Source organism: Affinirhizobium straminoryzae (assembly GCF_007004135.1).
Classification (GTDB): Bacteria; Pseudomonadota; Alphaproteobacteria; order Rhizobiales; family Rhizobiaceae; genus Neorhizobium; species Neorhizobium straminoryzae.
Genome location: NZ_VJMG01000065.1, coordinates 29,517 through 50,978, shown reverse-complemented (window position 1 = coordinate 50,978; position 21,462 = coordinate 29,517). Strand labels below are relative to the sequence as shown.

The window sequence follows — 21,462 nt, the reverse complement described above, 5'->3', positions numbered from 1 at the left end:
ACAAATCTCGGGGCTATTCAAACCTCACTCTCTCGCAGGAGGAAGGCGACCATATTTTTGACGCCCTAAAGAGGCTCAATCATGGACGTGCTGTCTGGCCTAAAACTATGGCTGACGGAACCTCGCGGTCGTTTGGATCGATGTGTACAACCTATCTTCTCGACCCTCACATTGGGCTACCTAGCCAAACGACCGCCGAATCTATTCTCGCACAAGCAAGTGAAAGTCAGGTATCAAAAGGTGAAAGGCGTGTGATATTTCAGGTATTGGATTCGCTGTGTGACTTAATCCATACCACAGCAGGTACTCGAGAATTCCGACGAGGACTTTTGGAGCAGTGTATAGCCCGCGTTCTAAATTGGCCGATGTCTGATTTTTATGAGCGTATATGGAGAGAACCTGGCGCGCTGGGCGAAACATTACGTTCTAGCGTAAGAATGATTTCTTCAGTGTACGAGCTAAACCAGTCCCAAAATTTTGGAACAAGCCTGCTCTTTACCCTCGAGCAAGATCCTATTGTTGCTTTTAACGAGGAAACATCATCAATCATAACGCAAGGGCGTGTCGCAACTCATGCCGTTGAGCTTATGAGGGAAGTTAATTTTGGTAAGCTTACAGTAACAGATATTGGTGAGATCCGAGACGAAAGCGAGAATGACCTGTTTACACAGGCAAAAAAATTTCGTCGAGAAGCCCTTATAAACAAGGACATTACCTCAGTTGAACGCTTAAGTAACTTCTTAAGACAGGAATACGTGCCTCACATTCTGAAGCGGGCGCCACATGCAAGGCGGGCTCCTATTGAGAGCACATCCCGAAGCGCCGTCGATTGGATCGGAAAAGCTGGTGCTGCGAGCACGGTACTTTCACTAGTTGTTGGAAACAGGATTGGTATTGGAATTTTTGAACCGGCATATCAACATACCATGGATATCATAACAGTTCTTGGTCTTACAGGTCTCGCGACTGAGAAGGCTTACAAGCGCGTAGGGGAAGCAGACCGGTTCTTCTTCAATGATCCCTCCCACAAAGCGGCGCTGCTGCAGCTTCAACGAGAATTTAGCATCATCGACTCTTACCGCTGATAGTCGCAGCAACTATAAATCTTACGCAAAGCAGTCGTCAGTGATTTTCTGGATCGATGCACCCGAAAATCTTTTCCAAGTCAATGAAAAGCAGGTGTCAGGTTTCCGGTCGTTTTCGTTACACTAGTTACAACGCTGTAACCTGTCGCTAGTCCATGCAGCTTAATCTTCCAAGATGCTGTTGTCTTTGCACCACTACCAGTCGCAGTGGAGATAAGTGGCTTTCGGCTTTTTACACGGCGTCAGTGGATCTTCCGAACAATATACAATGTGATTTTTGTCGCTGTTTCGCAGACAGCACGCGCCATTCTAAGTAGGGCTACCGGATATTATTATCTAAAGCAATTATAAAGTGCAAATTACGATATATAAAAATAATTACTCTTTTGGACTTTTTTCGCTTCTATTTGAAGAACCATTCTCTAATTCATCAATGATAGCCTGAAAATCCGCAATATTGTTCAGCGTACGCTCTTCGCCTCCTACCTTCACCTTAAGGGTCTTTCCTTTGCGAAGGTTATTTAAATCGTTGAGTGTTCCCAAAAGGTTGCGCAAAAATACGACGGCTCCTGTAGCGCCTACGCATACAACCTCGATTACATGCCATATCTCCTGAGCGCCGTCTGGCGGTATCCAGTATGCTTGAGAAGCGGTACCATATTCTTCTTCAACATCCGTACCAAATTTTGGATGTTCTTCACTGTCGAAATTCGGAATATTCTCCACCCGGTTGAATTCATGAGATTCTTTTGTTTTAAGGCCAAGTTCAATCGCGGTGTATAAGATTCTTTCAATGGTATCGATGTCCGGCAATATTGTCTGCTCAGAATTTGCCGCACGATATTCGTATGTAGAGAACACTAGCTTTATCGAGTTATCTGACATATATCACCCTCAGATTGATATAAATTCCCAAGAATCAAAACATATATTCCACGCATAATATCCCGAATTTTATTATGTAAATGTAATTTTTGCTATATTTTAAACGGTTTCGAGATTTCACACAATAGTTTCATAGGAGTTCTCAAAAATCGCTTTGCAAGGTCCTGCTCCGATATCTGAGAAAACGGAGCGTCCGTTTCCGCCCGAACTTCTCGTATCTCGGCACGCATTCCCTCTAGTCCTTCATAGCTGATTAGCTCCTCCACCTTGTCGTTCGCCATCATGTCGATGGCGGCGGTGTCAGCGATCTAGTCTTCGCCTTCTGTCATGCGCTCGGTTTTGCCTTCGTGCCGCGAATTCCCGATCTCGACGGCCGATGCCTCTATGGCTTCGCTCCTGGCAAACAGTATGGCATTCTCCAGAATGTCATGGGCGATCGCATCGATGTCGACCTGATCCGGGCGCACTGGGACGAGATTCTGCGTCTCATGACGTCGCTGCGCACCCGTACCGTCAGCGCCTCGCTCGTGCTCAAAAGGTTGTCATCAACAACCAGGCAGAGCGGTCTTGCTCAAGCACTGCGCCAGATGGGCAGGATCGAGCGAACCCTGTTCACGCTGGACTGGATCAACGACGAGGAATTGAGAAAGACGACAACGGCAGAGCTGAACAAAGGGGAAAGCCGCAACAGCCTGGTGCGAGCTGTCAATCTCCATCGACTCGGCCGCTTCCGCGATCGCAGCCAGGAAAACCTCTCGATCCGGGCATCCGCCCTCAACCTGGTCGTCACCGCCATCATCCACTGGAACACGATCTATACCGGCCGCGTCGTCGATGCCTTGCATGCCGACGGGCAGAATGTCCCTGATCATCTGCTATCGAGTTTGTCGCCGCTCACCTGGGAGCACGTGAACCTCACCGGCGATTACATCTGGGAGGACAAGCCGGCGATCGACGAAACAGGCTTCCGAACCTTGCCGTTCTCTGTCTGATCCGCCAACCGTATATCTGTGCCCCTTTAATGTTCAGGGGCCCTTTTGCCGGCCCGATACTACGGCTAGCGCTAGGTATTGATTCCGCGCTTCGGCAACCCCATGTTGTGGCGCCCGAAGGAGAGCTATATGAATCTTACATCTTATGAACGTCTTATGCTGTCTCTGAAGCTGCGCAGCCTTGCTGAGGAAGACCCCTCATACGCACCCCAAGCCGAAATTATCGAGCAGGGTTATACTTTTCTTTACTCAGAAGTTTTCGGATCGACTGCCGAGCCTGAACTTCCGCAGGAAGTCCAGGAAGAGGTCTTCGATATTCTCGATATGTTTCGCGCACTCCATCCTGGACACGAAGTCGGTCCCGACTGGAACCCCGAGGGAAACAGATATTACCAGAAGTTCCGCGGCTTCGACGGCAACAATGATCCTCACTACGGCTTCGCTCGCTTCCTAATCGAGAAGTTCGGACGTTTCGAAGAATCAAAGTCTGAACTCAATTCTCATGGCCCGACGCTGAGCACCTATCGCGGAATGTTCCGACGCTGGAAAGCACTCGGAAAGCCGAGCAGCCCCACCGAAGAACAGATCGACGGGATTATCGGGTCATAACCGACTTTTAGCACCTAGTGCCGAACCACCGCTGCCGCAGTGTTTCAAGGCACCTTTGAAGGTCGAAGACTTATAAGCATCGACACTCTCTGGATACGATCCATCCAGGCAGCGGCCGTCGGATTTCTCCACTCCACCATCTGGTGGATGCGCTGATATTCGACGGCAACATCTCGCGTGAAAATCGGCTCGTGATGGGCGATGCGATTGCGCAGCTCGCGGATGGCCTGGAGTGCGGCAAAGGCGTCGGCTCGCGCCATGGGGATGGATCTTGCTGCGGGAATACCCGGGAAGGCGGCCCTCATATGGGGAAGCCAGAGACGGTTGTCCTGGCCTGCAGTGAAGGTCTTTTCCCAGAAGGCGAATTTCAGTTCGGCCACCACCTTGCCAGCGGTCGGCATGCGAGCGGCAACCGTTCTCAGGTCGGTCTGCGGATTGTAGTGCCAGGGCTTCTTGGGAACGGGCAAACTGCGAATGAAACCGTTCGACCAGGGCCAGTTTGCGCCGTGCACCTTCTCCAGAACCTCCACGACACCGTTGCGAACGGCGACCTCGCAGATCTGCAAAGGCACGATGAAGGCGGCAGAAAGCTCCAGATTCCACTGATAGAGGGCGAGCGCGTCGGCGCGGTGATTACCCGTCGCCTGCAGATAGGTGGCAAACCGTGGCGCAGAGATGACATCCGGCAGGTCGTTCAGCTCGCTCGTCGAAAACGCCAAAAAGCCCTCCCTGGCATGCCGCGGCCTTGATTATGCGCCCTCTGTGGCGTATATCCGCTGCATAGGCTTTGAGACACGCGAGCGCAAGCTCCCCCTCATCGTCACCGGAAGAGCGAGGGCTTGCCAGAAATGGCGAGCCCTTTTCTTTTTTGTTTTGTCAGATGTGCGGCCCTATCAGCAAGGGCCTGCTTTTCGTGAGTGGTTAAAACGGGTATCGATTTTCGTATATCCGTTGATACCTCGAAATTTGATAATATGTCTGCATTACCCGCTGTTTCGATAATCTTATTATCCGTATTCGTGCTCGTCGTTTTTGTTGTTCTAAGCGGGAAAAGAAGCCCGCAAGAAGCAAACAACTCGTGGCAAAACATAAAGCGGAATGAACCGCGCCACGCTGGTGAGACGATGGAGGCCGCCCTGAAGCGAAAGTTCCTCGCCTTTAACGGCAGTGAGCTTGATCGGGTGGCGCGACGTTACTTAGATCTTCAGGCGCGAGGCTACGACACGGAGCGTTTCCGGAAGACGTTCGCCCCGGAGCTGGCGGGTTTTATCGAGAACCACCTCTGGGGAGAATTGTCAGATGAGGAAAGGGATTTTCTCCGCCATACTCGTAATGAAGGCGACGAAACCCTTTTCCATCTGTTTGAGCCACGAATCCTATTGCGAGCGACCTATCTAAAAAGCTCATATCGCTCGCCGACCATGACACCCATCGAGTTTGAGAAATGGTGCGCAAAGATGCTCCGCGCAGCCGGTTGGTCAACGCAGGAGACGAAGGCAACTGGGGACCAAGGGGCCGATGTCATCGCCACGAAGGGTGATCTTCGCCTCGTCGTACAGTGCAAATTCTATTCCTCGCCCGTCGGCAATAAGGCGGTTCAAGAGGCCTTTGCAGCGAAAACGCATTATGCCGCCACCCATGCAATGGTCGTTACAAATGCCTCGTTTACGCCCGCCGCGCAGCGTTTGTCGACTTCGACGCGTGTTATTCTCGTCCATGCAGACGATCTCATCAGTGTGGATCGTTGGATTCAACGACAGGACGGAGTCTGATCGCCGATTGGTCCTAATCGCCAAGATCGCAGACTGAAGGGAGAAAGCCGTGCCAATTACGAAAGGCCAGGGAAATCCGGACTGGACGCGAGACGAAACCGTCTTGGCGCTCAGTCTGCTCTACAAACACGGGAAGCCCGTCGATCGGCATCATCCGGACGTGCATGCTCTTTCGCGGTTGCTGCGCGAGGCTACGATCCATCCGCCGGCGGACAGGAATGAACGATTTCGGAATCCCGATGGGGTAGCGTTGAAGCTGCAGAACCTATTTTCAGCTGTTGATCCTAACAGGGGCCTGTCTTCATCAAAAACAGACCGGGCGTTGGTTGAAGATTATCCGCCCGAAAAGGCTGCAGATCTCGAGCGTCTCGCATCAACCATTCGGGATCTCATCGGGCGGGCAGAGCAATTTCAGCCCAGCAGCGAGGACGACGAAAGTGCCTTCTTTGTGGAGGGGGAGTGGCTAACTACACGACACAGGCGGAGAGAACGGAAACTTCGGACCAAAGTGCTTGCGCGCCGAACCGAACAGCAACTGCGCTGTGAAATTTGCGCATTTTCAGCGCCGCGCCATTTAGATCGGTTCGTCCAGGAGAGCTATTTCGAAGCCCACCATACGATCCCGCTGGCAGAAGCCGAGGGAACGCGGCTGACGCGTGTTTCCGACATGGCGCTGCTATGCGCCTGCTGCCATCGAGTGATCCACAAACTCATGTCGTCAAAGCGGCGGTGGATTGGCATTGAAGAAGCCCGAACCCTGCTGGTTTCCGCGAGTGAGACATAGAATATTTTTCCACTTCCCCCTCCTCCTTAAATCTTCCTAAGCCCATTGCGACCTTTCCGCGGCTGATGTTGGTTCTGTTTGGCTGTTACGGTGCAGCCCGAACCGCATAACAGGCGGTTCGGAACCGCCGCAGGGACGCGTGAGCGGCCCGAAACAGCGGCGTCCGCTCATTCCTTTCCTATAGGAATAATCTTAGATCCGGGTTCAGTCTGTCTGGCGGACTCACGCTGTTGGACAAATTTCCCGAGGCGGGCGAGGGCCCGGCCGAGCGGGTTATCACCGGTTTCGAAGAGGGCCAGCTGATCGAGGTCGAGGCTGTTGCGGTACTCGTCCAGGATCGCCACTTGGGCGGCCACCCGCTGCTCATGATCTTCCGGCGGGGGAGGGGCTTCGCCATAGCGGCCGAGTGCCGCCTCGCCCTTGGCAGGCAAAATGAGGCGATAGGCATTGCTGGTCTGCTTCACCTGCGGGCCAGCGCCTTCGTTGTCGGTCGGCACGTAGCGGCGCAGCCAGTCGATGAAGCCGTGGCTGCGTAGCGCCTTCAGCGCCCGCACGATCGCATCGCGTGAGCGGCGCAGTTTGTTCATCATGGTGTCGATCGAGGGCTCCAGGCGGCCGCTCTTGTAATCGACCAGGTTCGCCAGAAGCTCCAGCACCTCGATCGCGACGGCGCCCAACGGGCCATTACGCCGGCCGGCTTCCTTGTTGGCGATCTCGTAGCGGCGAGCGGCAAGCACAATGCGGCGCACGTCCTGCCGGTTCGTCCTGCGCCAGAACATGGCTTCGCATTTGCCTGCCTCGCGAGAGTTGCGACGCACGGGCATGCGGCTTCGCCGCGACGGCGCATGTCGCAGCGCCGCCCTCATCAAACTCGACATGGTTGGTCCCCATCTCCTTCGTCGGGAGAGCCGGGGCAACGGCAAAGATTTAGCGTTCCCGCAAGAATAGACTCTTGCCGGTTCGTGAAATCTGACCTATGTTGAGGGTGTCTTTGGACCGTAGGTCTGTCTTCTCAACACAGGCTTGCTGTCATCCCAAAAACCCCTGCCGCGCCAACGGCGGGGTTTTTTCGTTTATGCTCTCATGTTTTCGATATAAAACCTCACGGCTTCCTCGATCAGCGGCGCACGCGAAGATGCGCCACGTTCGTCCTTCATGCGGTCGAGCTGCTGAACAGTCTCGGCCGACAGATATGTGTTGACCGCCACCCGACCGGCAGCAGCCTGCCGCGCCCGATGGGCAGCCACATTCTTGCGAATCTCTTCGGGTGTGCGTTTCGTCATGATTACGAGTAAGCGCATCATGTTTCCGATTCTGCAACCATCGAATTTCCGGATTGGCGCATCCCGGGCATTCGTCCCCTTCATTCCGGGGGCTACGGCAGTCTTCGGGCAGCCGATTTTCAATGCCGCGTCCGGTCAGAGAAGCACAAACCCGATCGCGGCCAACGCCAGGAAAATGAGGGCGCAGATGCGGCGGGCGTGCTGCACGTGTTCAATGAGGTGCAAATGGTGGTTAGGCATCCAGATCTCCATCTGTTCGGATAGCCTCTTCGGCAGGCCCCGCAATGCAGGCGAAGAGGCTGCGCCGAGCAGGTGCGTCAGGCCGCTGCGCGTTCGGCCATTGCCGCAAACAGCGCGGCTGCCTCGTTGATGTTGGCGTCGGAAAGTTCGCTCTCCGAATAGCCGAGGCTGCGGAAATCGGCACGTGTGAGCGCCTCCCCCCGTTCCCGTTGGATCTGGGCAAGTTCGAGGGGCACATTGCGGTGTCGTGTCGTCATGGGCTGTCTCCAGAGGCGTTGAATGAGCGCAAGACATCGCCGCCCGCTTCCGTAGGGGCATTGGTTACGGGCGACGATGTCGGGTTTCACCGGTCACGAGGTGCGGTGATGAGGGTCAATATGCATTTAGCACATTTCAGCGTCAAGCGATAAAATGCATAACGCACACTGACCGGGAAATACGCCCCGCAGTGTGCAAAATGCGTGTAATTTTTACTGACACGGCGAACAAATGAAAAAGGAACTGCGTCATCGCAACCCCTTTCTTCACCTGCGCGGCATTCGACTGGCTTGTTACTTCTGCTTCAAAAGCCCGGGCACATTGGCGCCATTGGGGCCATACAACATTAGACCAGCGATGCAGGCGCTTTCAGTAGGCTGCCCGGTCCAAGGAGCCATCTGGTTCAAAACCTGCGTTCTTAGCTCGGTTTCGTCCCTCTTGAAGTCAATCCCGAAACGGGTGGCCATCAGGGCTATCGGGCCCGTTTGCGGCTCGAGACTTGGGCACAGCTGGTTGATCGCAACCACCTGGGCGATGTGGTTTAGCGCATTCTCGCGCGGACCTGCCACGGCCGGTGCAATGCCAACGGCACATGAAGCGCCCAAAAGGGCAAGTAGCTTCAATCTCACTTTGCTCTGCCCCCTCCGTTGAACCGACCGACAGATTGCTCAGGTTGGAAATCAGGACATCAACCGCCTGCCGGAAGTTCCAACGTCATCAATCCTGCGGTCCGGATTATTCGAAATGAACCGCTTCGCCGACCGGCGCGGTTTGATATTAGTCACGAAGGCGAACGCTTCGACTGCGACGTCACGCATCATCGGGGCGCTAACGCTCTCCAGATGGAAGAGACCAGGCTGGGAGCCCGGATATGGTGTCTTTATAAGAACTCTCTCATCTTCAAGAAAACAAACACATAGTTCTCCCATGTGCTCTTCGCGTGGCGCTTCCTTTTCATCATAGAAAATAAGCCAGCCATCATTCGCGACACCACGCATAGAATCACCACGTACTTCAAGCGCTTCCGTTTTGTCAGTGGCATCAGATGGAGCTATAGCTTCACCAAAGTTGCCATCACCGGTTGCGAAAAGCACAGTACCATCCGGCCCAGCTCCTGCAAGTCCCACAATCGGGATTGTCCGCAGGTTTTGTGTGTTGTCCTCCGGACCGACCGGACCACGACCTTCCCCCGTCAGAAGCCATCCCTTGCTGACCTTGAAGGCCCGTGCGTATCGGTCTGCCGCCCGCGAAAGACCGCGCGTCCCTTGTTCGTGTTGGATATAGGTCTCGTAGGTCCAACCAAAATACAAAGCAGCAGCCTTCGCTGTGGCGAAGTTCCGCGCCTTGCGCGCCTGTTCGAGGCGCTTGGCCTCGTCTGGTCGATCATCGATGTCCATACTGTGCATATTGCACGTTATTAATATGCGTTTCGACTTGACAGCGTAATGTGCGTTATGCATTTTTTCCTCATGGCCGACCCTGTTGACATCAAATCGCTGCGAGAAAAGCTTGGCTGGGATCAGGGTAGAATGGCCCGGTTTCTTGCCATCGCTCGTTCCAGTGTGTCCCACATGGAAAATGGCCGCCCTCCACAGGGGCCTGCACGACGGCTGCTGGAAATCCTGGCGCGTGCGGCTGATGCTGACGAGGTAGAGCGGCTCCTTCCCGAAAAGCTTGAGACGAGGGGATGAAGTTTTCTACGTCAGCACTCCCGGCTAGCCTGCGAGCATCAGATCTGCTGCACACCTGTAGGCAGCTGCCCGACCTCGCGTCGCCGGGACTTTCTTCTTCACTCCAGCTGCCGGCGCCTTCCTCCCGCGCCGCGCAGAAAAGGCAGGCAAGGTCTGGCCGGACGAGGGTGACGGGCCTTGCCTGCTTTGTTCCTGAAACACGCACATGCGGTCCTCCATGAGTTGACCGCCTGAATCTGACAGATCCGGACCTTTCCCACGATGGGAAAAACCCCGCCGTTTTCCCGGCGCGGGAAAGCTTTTTGCGCGCGCGAGGCAAGCATGAAGGACACACTCACCAACGCCTGGTTCCACCAGCTGAAGGCCGCCAACCGGCAGCTCATCAAGAAAAATGGCGGCATTGAAGCCTCGGCCGATCTCTGCTCGCTCTCAAAGAGCCAGGTGGGGCGGTGCCATTCCGACAGCGATACCGAACTGCTGCCAATCCCGGCGGTGCTGCGGCTGGAAGCGGAGTGCGGCGATCCCGTCGTCACCCGGGTGATGGCCGCGCTGCACGGCTGCAAGCTGACAGATCCGACGCTGGAGAGCGGCGATGGCGCCTGCCTGCTGCGCGAAAGCCTGGAACTGTCCGCCCGGGCTGCGGAATACCAGCGCAATGCATCCATCGCCTTCAGCGACCTGAAGGTGAACTCGACGGAAGCCAAGCAGGCGCTGCGTGACCTCGCGATGATCGTCGAGAAGGCGAGCGCACTCAGCAGGCAATATGCCGAAATCGCCGCATCCGGCGGAACCGATGCGCCGGCTCTCCAGATCGTCAGGGGAGGGTAGCGCCGTGCAGGCAAGACGCGTGCTCTTTCTCGACAGCAGAACCCACTGCACCGCCTGCGGCGCGCCGCGCGCGGCAGATGGCTTTGCGTCCATGGGAGAGATCGCCTTCGCCTGCGGTGCGCGTTTCGCCTTGAACCCTCTGAAACGCATCGTCTGCCTCTTCCCCTGCGCCACGCGCAGCCAGCTGACCGCACGCCTCTGGAACGAACAGACGCGGGAAGGAAGCGTGTGATGACAGCGAGCCGGACCCCGCCGCCCCCTTCCGCAATCCCATCCGCAAGCCTGGCTAGCCGGGCGCTCGATCTGTGGGCGAGGGGCACCATGTGCACATTCTCGATCGCGCGGGCGCTCGCCGTGGATGAGCAGGAGATCTGCCGCATCCTCGACCAGGCAGAAGCGTCAGCCGGCAGAGAGGCGCGGACATGAGCGGCAATTCGGTGCGCTTCTATCTGGTGACGGACCGTCCGCAGGAAGCGGCCCTGATCATGTTTGGCCTGGACCTGCCCTTCGTGCCGGCCTGGGCGCGCGTCGTGCATCAACCTCAGGATATCCTCGCCATCCCATCCGGTGTGCGGGCTGTGGCCCTTTGGCTGGGGCCGCCTTGCTTCCTGCAGGAGATCTGGACGCTGAGGCGCACGCAGATCGAAATCCGGGGGGAGGGGTGGGACACCTGGGACGCGCTGAACGGCTGGCGAAAGCAGAGGGCAGCCGCGATGGCGTCACCCGAGGATGGTGCGGCCACCGCGGCCGAGGCTCCCCCGCCCCCACAACAGCAGCTGGAGACTGTCAAAAACCCTCCGGCCAAACCCGCTTCCCATTCCCAGACATCGAGGTGGCTATGACCGTCGTTCCCTTTTACGGCACTCCGAGCGATATGACGCCCGCCCTGTTTTCCGCCCTCACACCGGATCTGCAAACCCTCGCGATCCTGCTTATGCGCGAACGCGACGCGCCTGCATCCCTGATGATGCGAGCCACCGGCCTCACGCAGCGCGATCTCGATCGCTGCGCATCCGCGCGCCATTGCGTGATGATCGGTGCAGGCCCGGAGCGGATGGCGGAAGATTGCGTCGTCGAGGCCAGCCGGCGCTACGCCTTGCCGGTCAATGCAGCCCGCGCGCTGGTCTGGCTGCATGCACAGGGCGGGGAGGCGACGATCTCCCACCAGGCGCTCGAGGAAAATGCCGGGCTCGGCATCGGAACGGCGCAGACCGCACTCCCCTGGTTGATCACGGCAGGGCATCTCGACAGGCTGGGGGCGAGCCACCGCAACGTCGCCTCCACCTATCAGGTCACGCCAACGGGCAAGGCGCTGGCTGCCCACCTGACAGGCGGAGCGGCGGCATGATCGGTCTTTCGCACGCAGACACGCGCAAGGCAGGCAGCGCCGCCATGAGCGGCAAGCTGACGGATCTTCAGGCCCTTGCCGCCATCGTCCTCTGGAACAGCGGGCTGTTTGACACGCTGGAAATCGCGACGGCGCTGACGGTCGGCGAAGACGCCGTTTGCCGGACCCTGCATGCGGCCCGCTCGATCGGTCGAGAGGGGTAAGATGGTAGCGGAGGCGGCATGAGCGCGCATATCGGTAGCCTGTTTGCGGCTGGTGCCAACACGGTCATAGCGGCAGCCTATAGGCATCTGGCCGTCAACCGGAAAAGGCTGGCGGCATGAGTGCACGCCGCCAACCAGCGTCTTCAACCGCCCATCTGGGCGATTCTTCGGGTCATATACGAAACATAGGCCGTTCGTGTCATCGAGCGGCGTTTGGCTTCAGCATCGATGAACGCAAGCACGGCTTCGTCCAGCATCATGTTTGCCCGCACGGGTTTGCCGCTCTCACGGATCAGTGGAATGCTCGTGAGCGTGGAGCCGGCAGGCACTTCCACTTTTTCCATGGGCGTCGGCGCGGCCAAGGTTCCGCCGTCTCTTTCCGTGTCCAATGCGGCATCCCGCAAGGATTCTTCGGCGTTCAACATGGCTTCATCAATGGTCTCGCCCATGGCGACGACACCATCCAGATCGGGAAAGACGACGCCATAGGCTCCGGCTTCGCCGTCTATAAGGGCAGGATATCTGATCATTACATCTCTCTCTTTCTCGCCGCGATGGAAAGGATGGGCCTAATCGGCCCACCCCGCTTTTTTCGCCGTGGATCTGGCTACTCCGGGAGAAAGTTCCCGGTGCCTCGGAATCTGCACGAACCCCTTTTCCGGATGCCGGTAGACGTCGTGCTGGCTTCCGTGGCGGTCGAGGGTCCATCCCTCCGAGAGAAGCCGTTTGATGATCTTTGCGGTGTTTCTTTCCATCGTGTCTCCGTTGTTTCGATGTGCATATATATGCACTATAAAAGAGAGAAGGTCAAGCGAAAAAGTGCATATATTTGCACATTTCCCTTGCATGTATTCCTTCTCTTAGGGAGGGATACGTGTCTGACGCCGTGAAGGAATTTGTCGCACGGGCACGCGGGGTCTCTCTCGGGGCTGTGGCAGACCGACTGGAGATTCCACAACCACCGAAGGGAAAGCCGGATTACGAAGGCCCGTGCCCGCGCTGCGGTGGAACGGATCGCTTTGCGGTCAATCGCGGGAAATCCAAGTGGCTTTGCCGTGGCTGCGGCACGGGCGGGCGCGATGCCATCGGGCTGGCGGCCCACGTGCTGCACCTCGACATGCGCACCCGTTCGGGCTTCCTCGAAGCCTGCGCGGCCGTGCTGGACGAGGATGTTCCGGCAGGTGGCGAGCGGGAAACGGACGAAGAACGCGCGGCGCGCAAGAAGCGGATCGCGGAGGCTGAGGACCGCGCGGCGCGCAATCGAAAGGCTCAGGAAGAACAGGGGAACATCTTTCGGGAAAAGGAAATCCAGAAGGCGCGTGGCTTTTGGTTCTATGCAGTCGATTGCCGGAAGAGCGGTGATGACGCGCGGCGCGGCCGCATTCAGGTGCGCGATTATCTGCGCGCCCGCACGGGCTACACCGTGCCGGACGCGATCTTTGCAAACCTCCGCGTCCGGCTCGCATGCGGTTATTATTTCGGGGAGGATGATCTCGGTCGTCCATGCGAGATCTATTCGGGCCCAGCCATTATCGCGCCCATAGTAGACCCGGCGGATCAGGTGATCGGCTGCCATATGACCTGGACAGACCTCGGCAACAGGAAGGGCAAATCGCGCCCGGTACTCTGGGGGCTGACGAAAGAAGGCGTTAAGGCCGGCAAGCCTCCCCTGCATGAGGGCGGGCGCCTTCGCCCACCGTCAACAGCCGATATTGAGGCGGGCTTTTACGCACGGCTGAAGACGAAGAAAATGCGTGGCCGGAAAACAGGCGGCTTGATCCCGCTGCTGGGCGAGCCGGAGGCCGCGCGCTGGCTTGGTGGGGAAGGTTACGAGAATGTCCTTGCCATTGCCGGGACCGAAGGCTTCCGGAAGGACACCTTCTACTTCTCGGCAGGCGACCTCGGAAACCTTGCCGGGCCGGCCGATCCCGATTCCGCATTTCTTCACCCGACGCTCAAGAAGCAGGCCGCGAACGGCCAATGGCGACGGATCCGGATCGCAGGCCCCGTACCCCGCAAGGATCTGAAACCGGATGAGGCTCTGCAGGTGCCAGGGCATGTGCGCGAGCTGCTGATGGTCGCTGATGGCGATAGCGAGCCCGTCTGGACCGCATCGGCCATGGCGCGCGCGCAAGCGCGCCTGTCTCGCCCCGATCTCGACATCACCAGTCTGTGGCCGCCGGAAGGACAGGATTTCTCCGGCGCCATCAGCGCCGCGATAGCAGGAGACGACAGTGAGTAAGAAGAAGCCGCCAAGTGTGCCCGAGGAAGTGGCAAACGTGCTGGCGCAGGCTGCTGCACAAAGGGAAGGTTACAAGCCGAAAGCGCCGGACGAAGAGCCGGCCGCCGCAGAAAAGGAGACCAAGGCTGACCCGGCCGTGGTGGAATTCTGCGCCGAGCTGGACCACTCGGACACGGATAACGCCCGCCGGCTGCAGCTGCATTTCGGGCATGACCTGGTCGTGGTTGCCGAGGAGAAATCAAAGGAGCCGCTTTTCGGTGTCTGGACCGGCACGCATTGGGACCTTGCCAACGGGCGGCCGAAAGCCATCACGATTGCCCAGCGCCTCGGAGACCGCATTGCCGAGGAGGCTTTCTATGTGCGGCCGACCGAAAAGCAGCAGGCTCTCCTCGATGTCGCTGCGAACGCGATCGCCAAACCGGAAGAGGATCGATCGCCACCCGAACGCCGGCTGGTCGTGGCCGCGGCAAAGGTTGACGAGGATGTGGCCAAGCGGATCAAGCGGCGGCTCGATCACGCCGTGGCGTCCAAAAACATCGCCAAACTGAATGCAATGCTCGCCTGCATCGCGCCCCACATCATGCGAAAGCCCGACGATTTCAACGCGGACAAGTGGACCGTGGCCGTCAAGAACGCCACGCTGACCTTCCGCCGCGTGATGGCGAAGAAGCCGAACCCTCGCCACAGGAGCGTCGAGGAAACGCCCGACGCGCCGCCGTTTATCGAATATTGCAAGAGCTTCCACCTCGACGTGATCGACGGGCACAGGCGCGAAGACCTGATCACCTCAATCGTGCCGGTCAGGTACGATCCTGCCGCCCAATGCCCGAACTGGACAGCCTTTATCGACAGCAAGCTGCCGGATCCGGACGTGCGCAAGCTTGTGCAGGTGAGTTCAGGCCTCGGCATGCTCGGTGTCACCGTGCAGTATCTGTTTTTCCATTACGGAAACGGTGCGAACGGAAAATCCGTCTACATGGAAACGCTGGCCCGGATGATGGGCGAGGCGGCAGTGACACTGCCTGCCACCAGCATTATCGGCGAGGGTGGTTCTTCCGGAGGCGCAAGCCCGGATATCGTGCGGCTTTACGGCAAACGCCTGCTGCGCGTGAAGGAACTGCCCGAAGGCGAGCCTCTTCGCGAGAACCTGGTGAAGGAGCTGACCGGCGGCGAGGGCATCACCGCCCGCAACCTGTTTTCCGGCTACATGGACTTCGAGCCGAAATTCATCGCGCTGATGTCCGGCAATGGATATCCGAAGATCACCGGCACGGATGACGGGATCTGGCGTCGCATGGCCGTGGTGCATTGGCCTCGGCAGATTGCGGTGGAGGACCGGCGCGAGTTCCAGGAGGTGGTTGCATCCTTCCAGCCGGAATATCCCGGCATCCTGAACTGGCTGCTGGAAGGGGTGCGGATCTATCTCCGGGAAGGTCTGATCATCCCGGAAGCCGTCCGGCGCGCGACACAGGATTATCGCGACGACATGGATCGCACGGCGGCCTTCGTGGCGAGCTGCATTCGGAAGGAAGCGGATGCGCCGCCCGTCTCGGGCAAGGATCTCTACCAGGCCTATTGCGACTTCACCATCGATCAGGGCGGCAGGCCCATGAACCTGACGGCCTTTGGGCGCGAAATGGGGAAGAAGTTCGAAAAGGACCGGGATTCCGGCATTGTCCGCTATCGCGGCATCCGCCTGACCAACGTGCCGACACCGCGCGCAGCCGACCCGCCGGCCGGCCGTTTCGACGCGCCGCTCCCCGGCGATATCCCGGAGGGCTTTTGATGCCCGCTTCCCCGCGCCCCCATTCGGACTTTGTCGAAACTGTCCGTTTCCCCCGCAACTGTCTGACAGTTGCTGACAGTCCACCCGACAGTTCGTCGGACAGTTCGGGGCCGGAAAGGCGAGCAAAATCAGCGGCGTCTGACAGTTCGGATAGTTTCGCGCGCCCTTTGCATAAAGGGAGCGGGGAGGGGGAGAAGGCCTCAAGCGTGAAGGCGTGAACAACTGTCAAAACTGTCTAAGACATTGATAAATCTATCCTAAACTATCCTGACGACTGTCAGGAAACTGTCTGAACTGTCTGAATGGAGAAATGCCCATGAAGAACATCGGGATTGAGGAACTGCTGCGCTGGGCTTTCACCTTTGAGCTATCCAAGGTGGATGCCGGGGGAGGGGCCTCCTTCAGTGCGGCCTGGAAGATGACGGAAGCAGTTGCCGAACTGGGGACGGTGATCGACCGGACCCCGAACAGTTACGGTGTCATTCCGGGCTTCATCGAGGACGGCGAGCCGCATCCGGATGCTGTCCTGATCGGCGACGCCGTGCGTGCGCTTGATCGGCACGGCTTCGACATTCCGGATGGCTGGAATCCCTTTCCGGAATTCGATGATGCCCATGGCCTCATTGCCGCAGAAGTGGAAAGCGTCGTTTGCGAACTACGCTTGAAGGGGGATCGTCTCGCCGGGCGACATATCGTCAGCCTCGTGATCTCGTCTGCGGTCCTGGGGCGCGGTCCGGAATGGCACATGGCGCCCCCTGAGTATCAGCTTGTAACCGCAAACGGCCAGCCGCGCTGGTTCCGGATGAAGAAGGGTCGCGATGCGTTCCGCCGCGTTTATTGGCTGGAAGTGGACGGCTTCGACAAGAAGCGGCGGCGCCCGTTTCCGGATGCCTATCGCAAGTATGAGCTGGTTGCGCCCCTGCGCAGCGATGTGCTGTCCCGGCTCGACTGGCAGATCTGGCAGAATGCCCTTCTCACGCTTCAGACGACCCTGGCGGGGCGTCTTTCCGCGCACCGGATCCTCCCGTTTCGACCCTTCGTCCAGCCATGGGCGAAATCACGCCACGCAGTTGAAACTGCATAAGTCATTGAAAATTATGGATAATAAATTCATCCAATACCCCTTACTTTGCGACGGTCGCTTGACATAGCTTTTAGGCAGCCCAAAAGGGGTCAAACGAACCCGCCAGCGGAAACGCGAGGCGGGTTCATCGTTTCCAGCTATTTGACTGCCCTCAGCAGCGCAATGGGCTCTCCATTATCAACGCCCTTGCGTTCGAAAACGTAAGACTTCCCGTTCAACCAGGAAAACATGCATTTGGTTTCGAAAGGACAGCCTTGGCGACCGCGGTCAGGCACTGAAATGTAGATAACATCAGACTCCATCAGGTAGACGCGGGCGACCAGAGCGCCATCGGAACGACAAAACTCCTGACCTTTCTTGACAATTATAACCGGTTGCGACGCGATCTGATCGACATTGATGCAGCCACTGGTATCGAACAGATTGGGTGCCACACTGGGCACACCGGCAGAGGTACTACCAGTACGGGGCAATGAGGCAATTTTGCTCTGCACTTCTTGTGCGATCATCTGACGGAGCGTGGCTTCGCTAACCCCGCCTTGCCCGGCAGGGCCTGCCGGACCCTGCTCCCCCTGCAGCCCGCGAGGACCGGGCGGCCCCGCTGGTCCTTGTTCGCCAGGCTCGCCTTTCGGCCCTCTGGGCCCTGGCACTGCCTCGGTCTTACTGGCAAGCAATGCCTGTAGTTGAGTGATTTGGCCTTTGAGTTGCTCCACCTCTGTGCGGGAGTTGTCGACCTGGTTCTTGAGGTTCCCGACCCAGATACCAAGACCAATCAATGCACCGGCAACAGCAACAAGGCTCGGAAGATCTTTCAAGGTGGTGCGGAACCAGCTCTCAGTCGTCATTTATGCCCCCATGTTGACGATGAGATTTTGCACGCCGAATGCGTAGTGTCGAGATATTGGCTATGCGGATGGGAGAAAACGTACATGTTGACCATGACGTGGCAAGACATGGCCGGGCTCTCCAGGCTTGCGAACGCACTGGGGCAACTGGATGGTCCGAAGAAGAACCTGGCACTTCAGCGCGCCCTCAACCACACCGGCGACAAGGCGCGAACACAGGTGGTGCGCGCACTCGTCGTCCAAACCGGGCTGCGTTATGGCGTGATCCGCAGAGCGGTAAAGGCTGGCAGAGCATTCGGCGCTCGTTCTGAATTCAGCCACCACCCGGAAGGCAAGGCCTCGCTCGCTTACACCTTGTCCACGACGGGCGGCGACATTTCGCTGAAGTTCTTCAAGGCTCGCGAAACACGCGCTGGTGTGTCGGCGGCTCCCAGGGGAAAGCGCATGCTGTTTCCGGGATCGTTCATCAAAGGCGGCCAGTTTCCCAATCGTGTCACAGCGCAAGGGCTGAACGGCCACATCTATCGGCGTCTCGGCAGGTCGCGGGGGCCGCTTGAGTTGAAGGACAGCGGTGTGATCATCCCGGTGGAAATGCTCGAGGGAGCATCCGCTGCAGCCTTCCTCGATACCGTGAACAAGCATCTGCCTGACCGCGTGATGTACGAGATCGAGGTTCTCGGCATGGGGTTCTTCAGTTGACCCCACCCCCGGGGGTTAGGGACCGTACCCCTCAACCACCCCCCGCGGGCAGAGCTGCTCCCGAAATCTCGCCAGTCTGAGGGTAAAAACGAAGCCTAAACTCCTAAAGTCCGGCTAAACAGCTAAAGAAGATCGGTAAAGTCGGCATGGACGCTGTTACGAAAGGACAGTTCGCGGCACTGATCGGCGTGTCGCCCGGGCGCGTCAGCCAGTACCTGGCCGAAGGCAAGATTTCGCCGGCCGCCCTGCACGGAAACGGTCGTAACGCGCGCATCATCGTCGAGCGGGCGAAAGCAGACCTCCGGCTCGCCCTCGACATCTCCCAGCGGATGGGCAACGGGATCGATACCCGCCTCGATGGCAATGACGAGAGCCTCGCGCCGCTCAGTTCATACCGAAGCCGCGGCGACGCCGACGAGCCACCGCTCAAGACACAGAAGAACGCGGTCGATCACGAGATCAAACAGCAGAAGCTGGAGCAATTGCGGCGCGTAAACCGCAACGGCGCCATCGCGGATGCGAAGGCCATCGGAACGCTGACGGAAACGGAGGCCGCCCGCGCGGAGATGGCGCGCATGGCAACCCGGATGATCATCGTTTTCGAGAGCGGATTGTCCGATCTGGCGACCGCCATCACCGAAGAATTCAAGGTGCCGCAACGCGACGTGCTGCACCTGCTGCGCCGCGAGTTCCGAAAGCTGCGTTCCGCTGCTGCCAAACAGGCCCGAGACGAGGCCGCGGCCTTGCCCGAAACCACCGAAACGGCCCTTGAGGTCGAGGAAATCGAGACACTGAACTGACATGACCTCGATGATCGTGCATACGGCCAATGCTGCGCGCCTGGCCTATGACGTGATGGCCGAGATCATGGAGCCGCCAGCCGAGGTGGATTACCTCGCCTGGGCCGAGAAGAACGTGTCCTTCTCGAAGCGCGAGAGCCCCTTCCCCGGCCCCTATAACCGGGAGAATTTTCCGTACTTCGACGAGATCCTGCGGGCTCTGTCCCCCGCCGACCCCTGCCGCACGGTCACGATCATGAAGTCGGCCCAGCTCGGGGGCACGGTGCTCGCGAACATCTTCACGCTCGGCTCCATGGATATGGACCCGGGCGACATCCTGTATGTCTGGCCAACCGTCACCAAGGCGGAAAGCTGGAGCAAGATGAAGCTTGCGCCCATGCTGCGCAACACGTTGGCGCTGGCCACGGCCTTCCCGATGAAGAACCGGGACGGCCTCGACAGCCTGCTCTACAAGGAGCGTGTCGATGGTCGCGGCGCCATCCTGATCATGGGCGCGAACGCTCCGATCGATCAGGTATCCATGGCGCGGCAGGTGCAGGACGACCTGTCGAAGTGGGAAAAGAACTCGGCCGGCGATCCGGAGACGCAGGCAGACAGCCGGTCGCGCGCCTACGAGTTCGCGAAGGTCCTCAAGATCTCAACGCCGCTCGTCATGCCGGGCTGCCGCATCACGCGGAATTTCGAGGCAGGCAGTCAGGAGCATCTCTATGTGCCCTGCCCTCACTGCGGTCATATGCAGACCCTCGAATGGGAGAACATGCTCGCCAATCTGGACGAGGCCCATCCGGAGAAGGCGCACTTCACCTGCATCGAGTGCGGAGCCGTCATCGAGGAGCATCATCGGGCAAAGATGGCGCGTGCCGGCAAGTGGCGCGCCCATAATCCGAAGGCCAAGCGCCAGCATCGGTCGTTCTCGTTGTGGTCAGTCATCTCCGCCCTGCAGAGCTGGGAGCGCATTGCACGCGAGTGGCTGTCGGCGCGCGGTGATCCGGCGTCGGAACAGACCTTTCTGAACGACACCGTCGGCCGCGCCTATGTCACAGCCGGTGAAGCCCCGCCCTGGGAGACATTGCGCGACAGGGCTGCCGCCTCGCCCTACGCCCGCGGACGCATTCCGCAGGGTGGTCTTGTCCTCACGATGGGCATCGACTGTCAGGTCGACCGCGTGGAGTGCCAGATCGTCGCCTTCGGCCGGGACTTTAGACGCTTTGTGGTCGATTACCTGGTCGTACCCGGTCATATCTCGGAGCCCGTCTGCCAGGAGCGCCTGGACGCGCTGCTCTACCAGACCTGGAAGAACAGCGTTGGCCGGCCGATCCAGCTCGACCGGGTCGCGATCGACGGCAATGCCTATACCGAGGAGGTCTGGGAGTGGGCGAAACGGCACCCCGCCGGCAAGCTGGTAATGGTGCGCGGCGCCAGCTCGGATCTCGCACCGCTGACGCAAAGGGTAAAGAAGGAACGGAACCACCGCACCGGCAAGCTCAACCGGTACTCGCGGCGCTTCTACACCTTCAACGGCTCCATCCTGAAGATGGCGCTTTACCGCAACGTGGCGAAGACAGATCCGCTCGAACGTGGCTTCGTCGGGTTCCCGACGGGGCTCGAGGACGAATATTTCCGTCAGCTGACCGCCGAACGGCGGGTGCCCGTGAAGCGGAAGGACGGGCACACCGAGTACAAGTGGCAGAAGGACCAGGCCCAGGCCAATGAAGGTCTGGACACCATGAACCAGGCCGAGGTGGCCGCAATCCTCTTCGGTGTGCGTGATCTCCCAGAGGCCATCTGGGACCGCCTTGAGGCAGAACGCGAGGCACCCATCCCGGAAGCCCAGCTTGATTTCGAGGAAAGCCTCTTCGGCCTTTCCGCCGGAAGGCAGGAGCCGCCAGGCGCGCCTGTACCCAAACAACATAAGCCGGTGGCACCAGCCCCGAAGCAACCCGCTGAGAACAGGTGGAAGAAGCGCAGATGATGAAGCCGAGGTTCAGGATCCAGGCAGGGCGATCCCCCGTGCCCGGGGTCCAGCCA

26 protein-coding genes and 1 pseudogene are annotated in these 21,462 nt (G+C 58.6%); 17 read left to right on the top strand and 10 right to left on the bottom strand.

Translation table 11 applies throughout. The annotated features are described in order from the left end of the window. Positions 1-1,085: hypothetical protein (locus FNA46_RS20230; RefSeq protein WP_210245906.1), on the top strand; the 1,085-nt coding region annotated here is incomplete at its 5' end. A gap of 378 nt (positions 1,086-1,463) precedes the next feature. On the opposite strand, the gene FNA46_RS20225 is transcribed toward FNA46_RS20230, so the two are convergent. After that, positions 1,464-1,970 carry a hypothetical protein gene (locus FNA46_RS20225; protein WP_185969932.1) on the bottom strand — a complete coding sequence of 169 codons (507 nt, stop codon included), beginning with the start codon at positions 1,968-1,970 and terminating at the stop codon, positions 1,464-1,466. A gap of 269 nt (positions 1,971-2,239) precedes the next feature. Here FNA46_RS20225 and FNA46_RS20220 point away from each other — a divergent pair. Then, a pseudogene (locus tag FNA46_RS20220) lies at positions 2,240-2,962 on the top strand (Tn3 family transposase); the annotation flags it as partial. A 129-nt stretch (positions 2,963-3,091) separates the two neighbouring features. Continuing rightward, positions 3,092-3,571, top strand: coding sequence for a YfbU family protein (locus FNA46_RS20215; protein WP_185969931.1), 480 nt, complete (start codon positions 3,092-3,094; stop codon positions 3,569-3,571). A 44-nt stretch (positions 3,572-3,615) separates the two neighbouring features. Here the strand turns inward: FNA46_RS20215 and FNA46_RS20210 are convergent, their stop codons facing one another. Then, entirely contained in the window at positions 3,616-4,290 is a 675-nt protein-coding gene (locus FNA46_RS20210; RefSeq protein WP_143127013.1) for a hypothetical protein, read from the bottom strand. Between the two features lie 198 nt (positions 4,291-4,488). Here FNA46_RS20210 and FNA46_RS20205 point away from each other — a divergent pair, with 198 nt between their 5' ends. Together FNA46_RS20205 and FNA46_RS20200 are read left to right on the top strand one after the other, a co-directional pair. Further along, on the top strand, positions 4,489-5,343 hold the full coding sequence (locus tag FNA46_RS20205) for a restriction endonuclease (RefSeq protein ID WP_185969930.1): 855 nt from the start codon (positions 4,489-4,491) through the stop codon (positions 5,341-5,343). A gap of 49 nt (positions 5,344-5,392) precedes the next feature. Then, complete coding sequence (locus FNA46_RS20200) at positions 5,393-6,127, top strand: HNH endonuclease (RefSeq protein WP_143127011.1); 735 nt, start codon at positions 5,393-5,395, stop codon at positions 6,125-6,127. Positions 6,128-6,294: 167 nt separating this feature from the next. Here FNA46_RS20200 and FNA46_RS20195 read toward each other — a convergent pair whose 3' ends face one another. The 5 genes from FNA46_RS20195 to FNA46_RS20175 all read right to left on the bottom strand — a co-directional run bounded on the left by FNA46_RS20195 (position 6,295) and on the right by FNA46_RS20175 (position 9,305). Then, the gene (locus FNA46_RS20195; protein WP_143127010.1) at positions 6,295-7,005 is read right to left on the bottom strand and encodes a helix-turn-helix domain-containing protein; all 711 of its coding nucleotides are present in this window, start codon (positions 7,003-7,005) and stop codon (positions 6,295-6,297) included. Positions 7,006-7,200: 195 nt separating this feature from the next. Then, entirely contained in the window at positions 7,201-7,431 is a 231-nt protein-coding gene (locus tag FNA46_RS20190; protein WP_246103236.1) for a ribbon-helix-helix domain-containing protein, read from the bottom strand. Between the two features lie 296 nt (positions 7,432-7,727). Further along, complete coding sequence (locus FNA46_RS20185) at positions 7,728-7,907, bottom strand: hypothetical protein (RefSeq protein WP_143127009.1); 180 nt, start codon at positions 7,905-7,907, stop codon at positions 7,728-7,730. Positions 7,908-8,201: 294 nt separating this feature from the next. After that, on the bottom strand, positions 8,202-8,531 hold the full coding sequence (locus FNA46_RS20180; protein WP_143127008.1) for a hypothetical protein: 330 nt from the start codon (positions 8,529-8,531) through the stop codon (positions 8,202-8,204). A 57-nt stretch (positions 8,532-8,588) separates the two neighbouring features. Beyond that, positions 8,589-9,305 (bottom strand): hypothetical protein, encoded by a 717-nt coding sequence (locus tag FNA46_RS20175; protein ID WP_143127007.1) that lies wholly within the window; start codon positions 9,303-9,305, stop codon positions 8,589-8,591. A gap of 48 nt (positions 9,306-9,353) precedes the next feature. On the opposite strand from FNA46_RS20175, the gene FNA46_RS26670 reads away from it, so the two are divergent. The 6 genes from FNA46_RS26670 (at position 9,354) to FNA46_RS20145 (ending at position 11,978) form a co-directional block, all read left to right on the top strand. Continuing rightward, positions 9,354-9,599, top strand: coding sequence for a helix-turn-helix domain-containing protein (locus FNA46_RS26670; protein WP_143127006.1), 246 nt, complete (start codon positions 9,354-9,356; stop codon positions 9,597-9,599). 321 nt (positions 9,600-9,920) lie between these two features. Further along, entirely contained in the window at positions 9,921-10,427 is a 507-nt protein-coding gene (locus FNA46_RS20165; RefSeq protein WP_143127005.1) for a hypothetical protein, read from the top strand. A gap of 4 nt (positions 10,428-10,431) precedes the next feature. Next, positions 10,432-10,659, top strand: coding sequence for a hypothetical protein (locus tag FNA46_RS20160; RefSeq protein ID WP_143127004.1), 228 nt, complete (start codon positions 10,432-10,434; stop codon positions 10,657-10,659). Between the two features lie 190 nt (positions 10,660-10,849). Next, complete coding sequence (locus FNA46_RS20155) at positions 10,850-11,269, top strand: hypothetical protein (protein ID WP_143127003.1); 420 nt, start codon at positions 10,850-10,852, stop codon at positions 11,267-11,269. Then, a complete protein-coding gene (locus tag FNA46_RS20150) occupies positions 11,266-11,775 on the top strand; it encodes a hypothetical protein (RefSeq protein ID WP_143127002.1) in 510 nt (169 codons plus the stop codon). Before FNA46_RS20155 ends, FNA46_RS20150 begins: the two co-directional genes overlap by 4 nt. Next, entirely contained in the window at positions 11,772-11,978 is a 207-nt protein-coding gene (locus FNA46_RS20145) for a hypothetical protein (protein ID WP_143127001.1), read from the top strand. The genes FNA46_RS20150 and FNA46_RS20145 overlap by 4 nt, the downstream gene beginning before the upstream one ends. A gap of 143 nt (positions 11,979-12,121) precedes the next feature. Here FNA46_RS20145 and FNA46_RS20140 read toward each other — a convergent pair whose 3' ends face one another. Both FNA46_RS20140 and FNA46_RS26665 read right to left on the bottom strand, forming a co-directional pair. Then, the gene (locus tag FNA46_RS20140; protein ID WP_143127000.1) at positions 12,122-12,508 is read right to left on the bottom strand and encodes a type II toxin-antitoxin system HicB family antitoxin; all 387 of its coding nucleotides are present in this window, start codon (positions 12,506-12,508) and stop codon (positions 12,122-12,124) included. Between the two features lie 39 nt (positions 12,509-12,547). Beyond that, positions 12,548-12,733 carry a type II toxin-antitoxin system HicA family toxin gene (locus FNA46_RS26665; protein ID WP_143126999.1) on the bottom strand — a complete coding sequence of 62 codons (186 nt, stop codon included), beginning with the start codon at positions 12,731-12,733 and terminating at the stop codon, positions 12,548-12,550. A 131-nt stretch (positions 12,734-12,864) separates the two neighbouring features. On the opposite strand from FNA46_RS26665, the gene FNA46_RS20130 reads away from it, so the two are divergent. The 3 genes from FNA46_RS20130 (at position 12,865) to FNA46_RS20120 (ending at position 17,090) form a co-directional block, all read left to right on the top strand. Further along, the gene (locus FNA46_RS20130) at positions 12,865-14,220 is read left to right on the top strand and encodes a primase-helicase zinc-binding domain-containing protein (RefSeq protein ID WP_185969928.1); all 1,356 of its coding nucleotides are present in this window, start codon (positions 12,865-12,867) and stop codon (positions 14,218-14,220) included. Further along, a complete protein-coding gene (locus tag FNA46_RS20125) occupies positions 14,213-16,006 on the top strand; it encodes a phage/plasmid primase, P4 family (RefSeq protein ID WP_143126997.1) in 1,794 nt (597 codons plus the stop codon). The genes FNA46_RS20130 and FNA46_RS20125 overlap by 8 nt, the downstream gene beginning before the upstream one ends. Before the next feature lie 316 nt (positions 16,007-16,322). Further along, positions 16,323-17,090 (top strand): hypothetical protein, encoded by a 768-nt coding sequence (locus FNA46_RS20120; protein ID WP_143126996.1) that lies wholly within the window; start codon positions 16,323-16,325, stop codon positions 17,088-17,090. Between the two features lie 137 nt (positions 17,091-17,227). On the opposite strand, the gene FNA46_RS26585 is transcribed toward FNA46_RS20120, so the two are convergent. Then, positions 17,228-17,935, bottom strand: a complete 708-nt coding sequence (locus FNA46_RS26585) for a hypothetical protein (protein WP_185969933.1) — start codon at positions 17,933-17,935, stop codon at positions 17,228-17,230. Between the two features lie 108 nt (positions 17,936-18,043). Here FNA46_RS26585 and FNA46_RS20110 point away from each other — a divergent pair, with 108 nt between their 5' ends. The 3 genes from FNA46_RS20110 (at position 18,044) to FNA46_RS20100 (ending at position 21,406) form a co-directional block, all read left to right on the top strand. After that, positions 18,044-18,634 (top strand): hypothetical protein, encoded by a 591-nt coding sequence (locus FNA46_RS20110; RefSeq protein WP_246103234.1) that lies wholly within the window; start codon positions 18,044-18,046, stop codon positions 18,632-18,634. Between the two features lie 146 nt (positions 18,635-18,780). Beyond that, positions 18,781-19,434 carry a hypothetical protein gene (locus FNA46_RS20105; protein ID WP_143126994.1) on the top strand — a complete coding sequence of 218 codons (654 nt, stop codon included), beginning with the start codon at positions 18,781-18,783 and terminating at the stop codon, positions 19,432-19,434. Between the two features lies 1 nt (position 19,435). Next, positions 19,436-21,406, top strand: a complete 1,971-nt coding sequence (locus FNA46_RS20100) for a phage terminase large subunit family protein (protein WP_210245905.1) — start codon at positions 19,436-19,438, stop codon at positions 21,404-21,406. Positions 21,407-21,462: the final 56 nt, after the last annotated feature.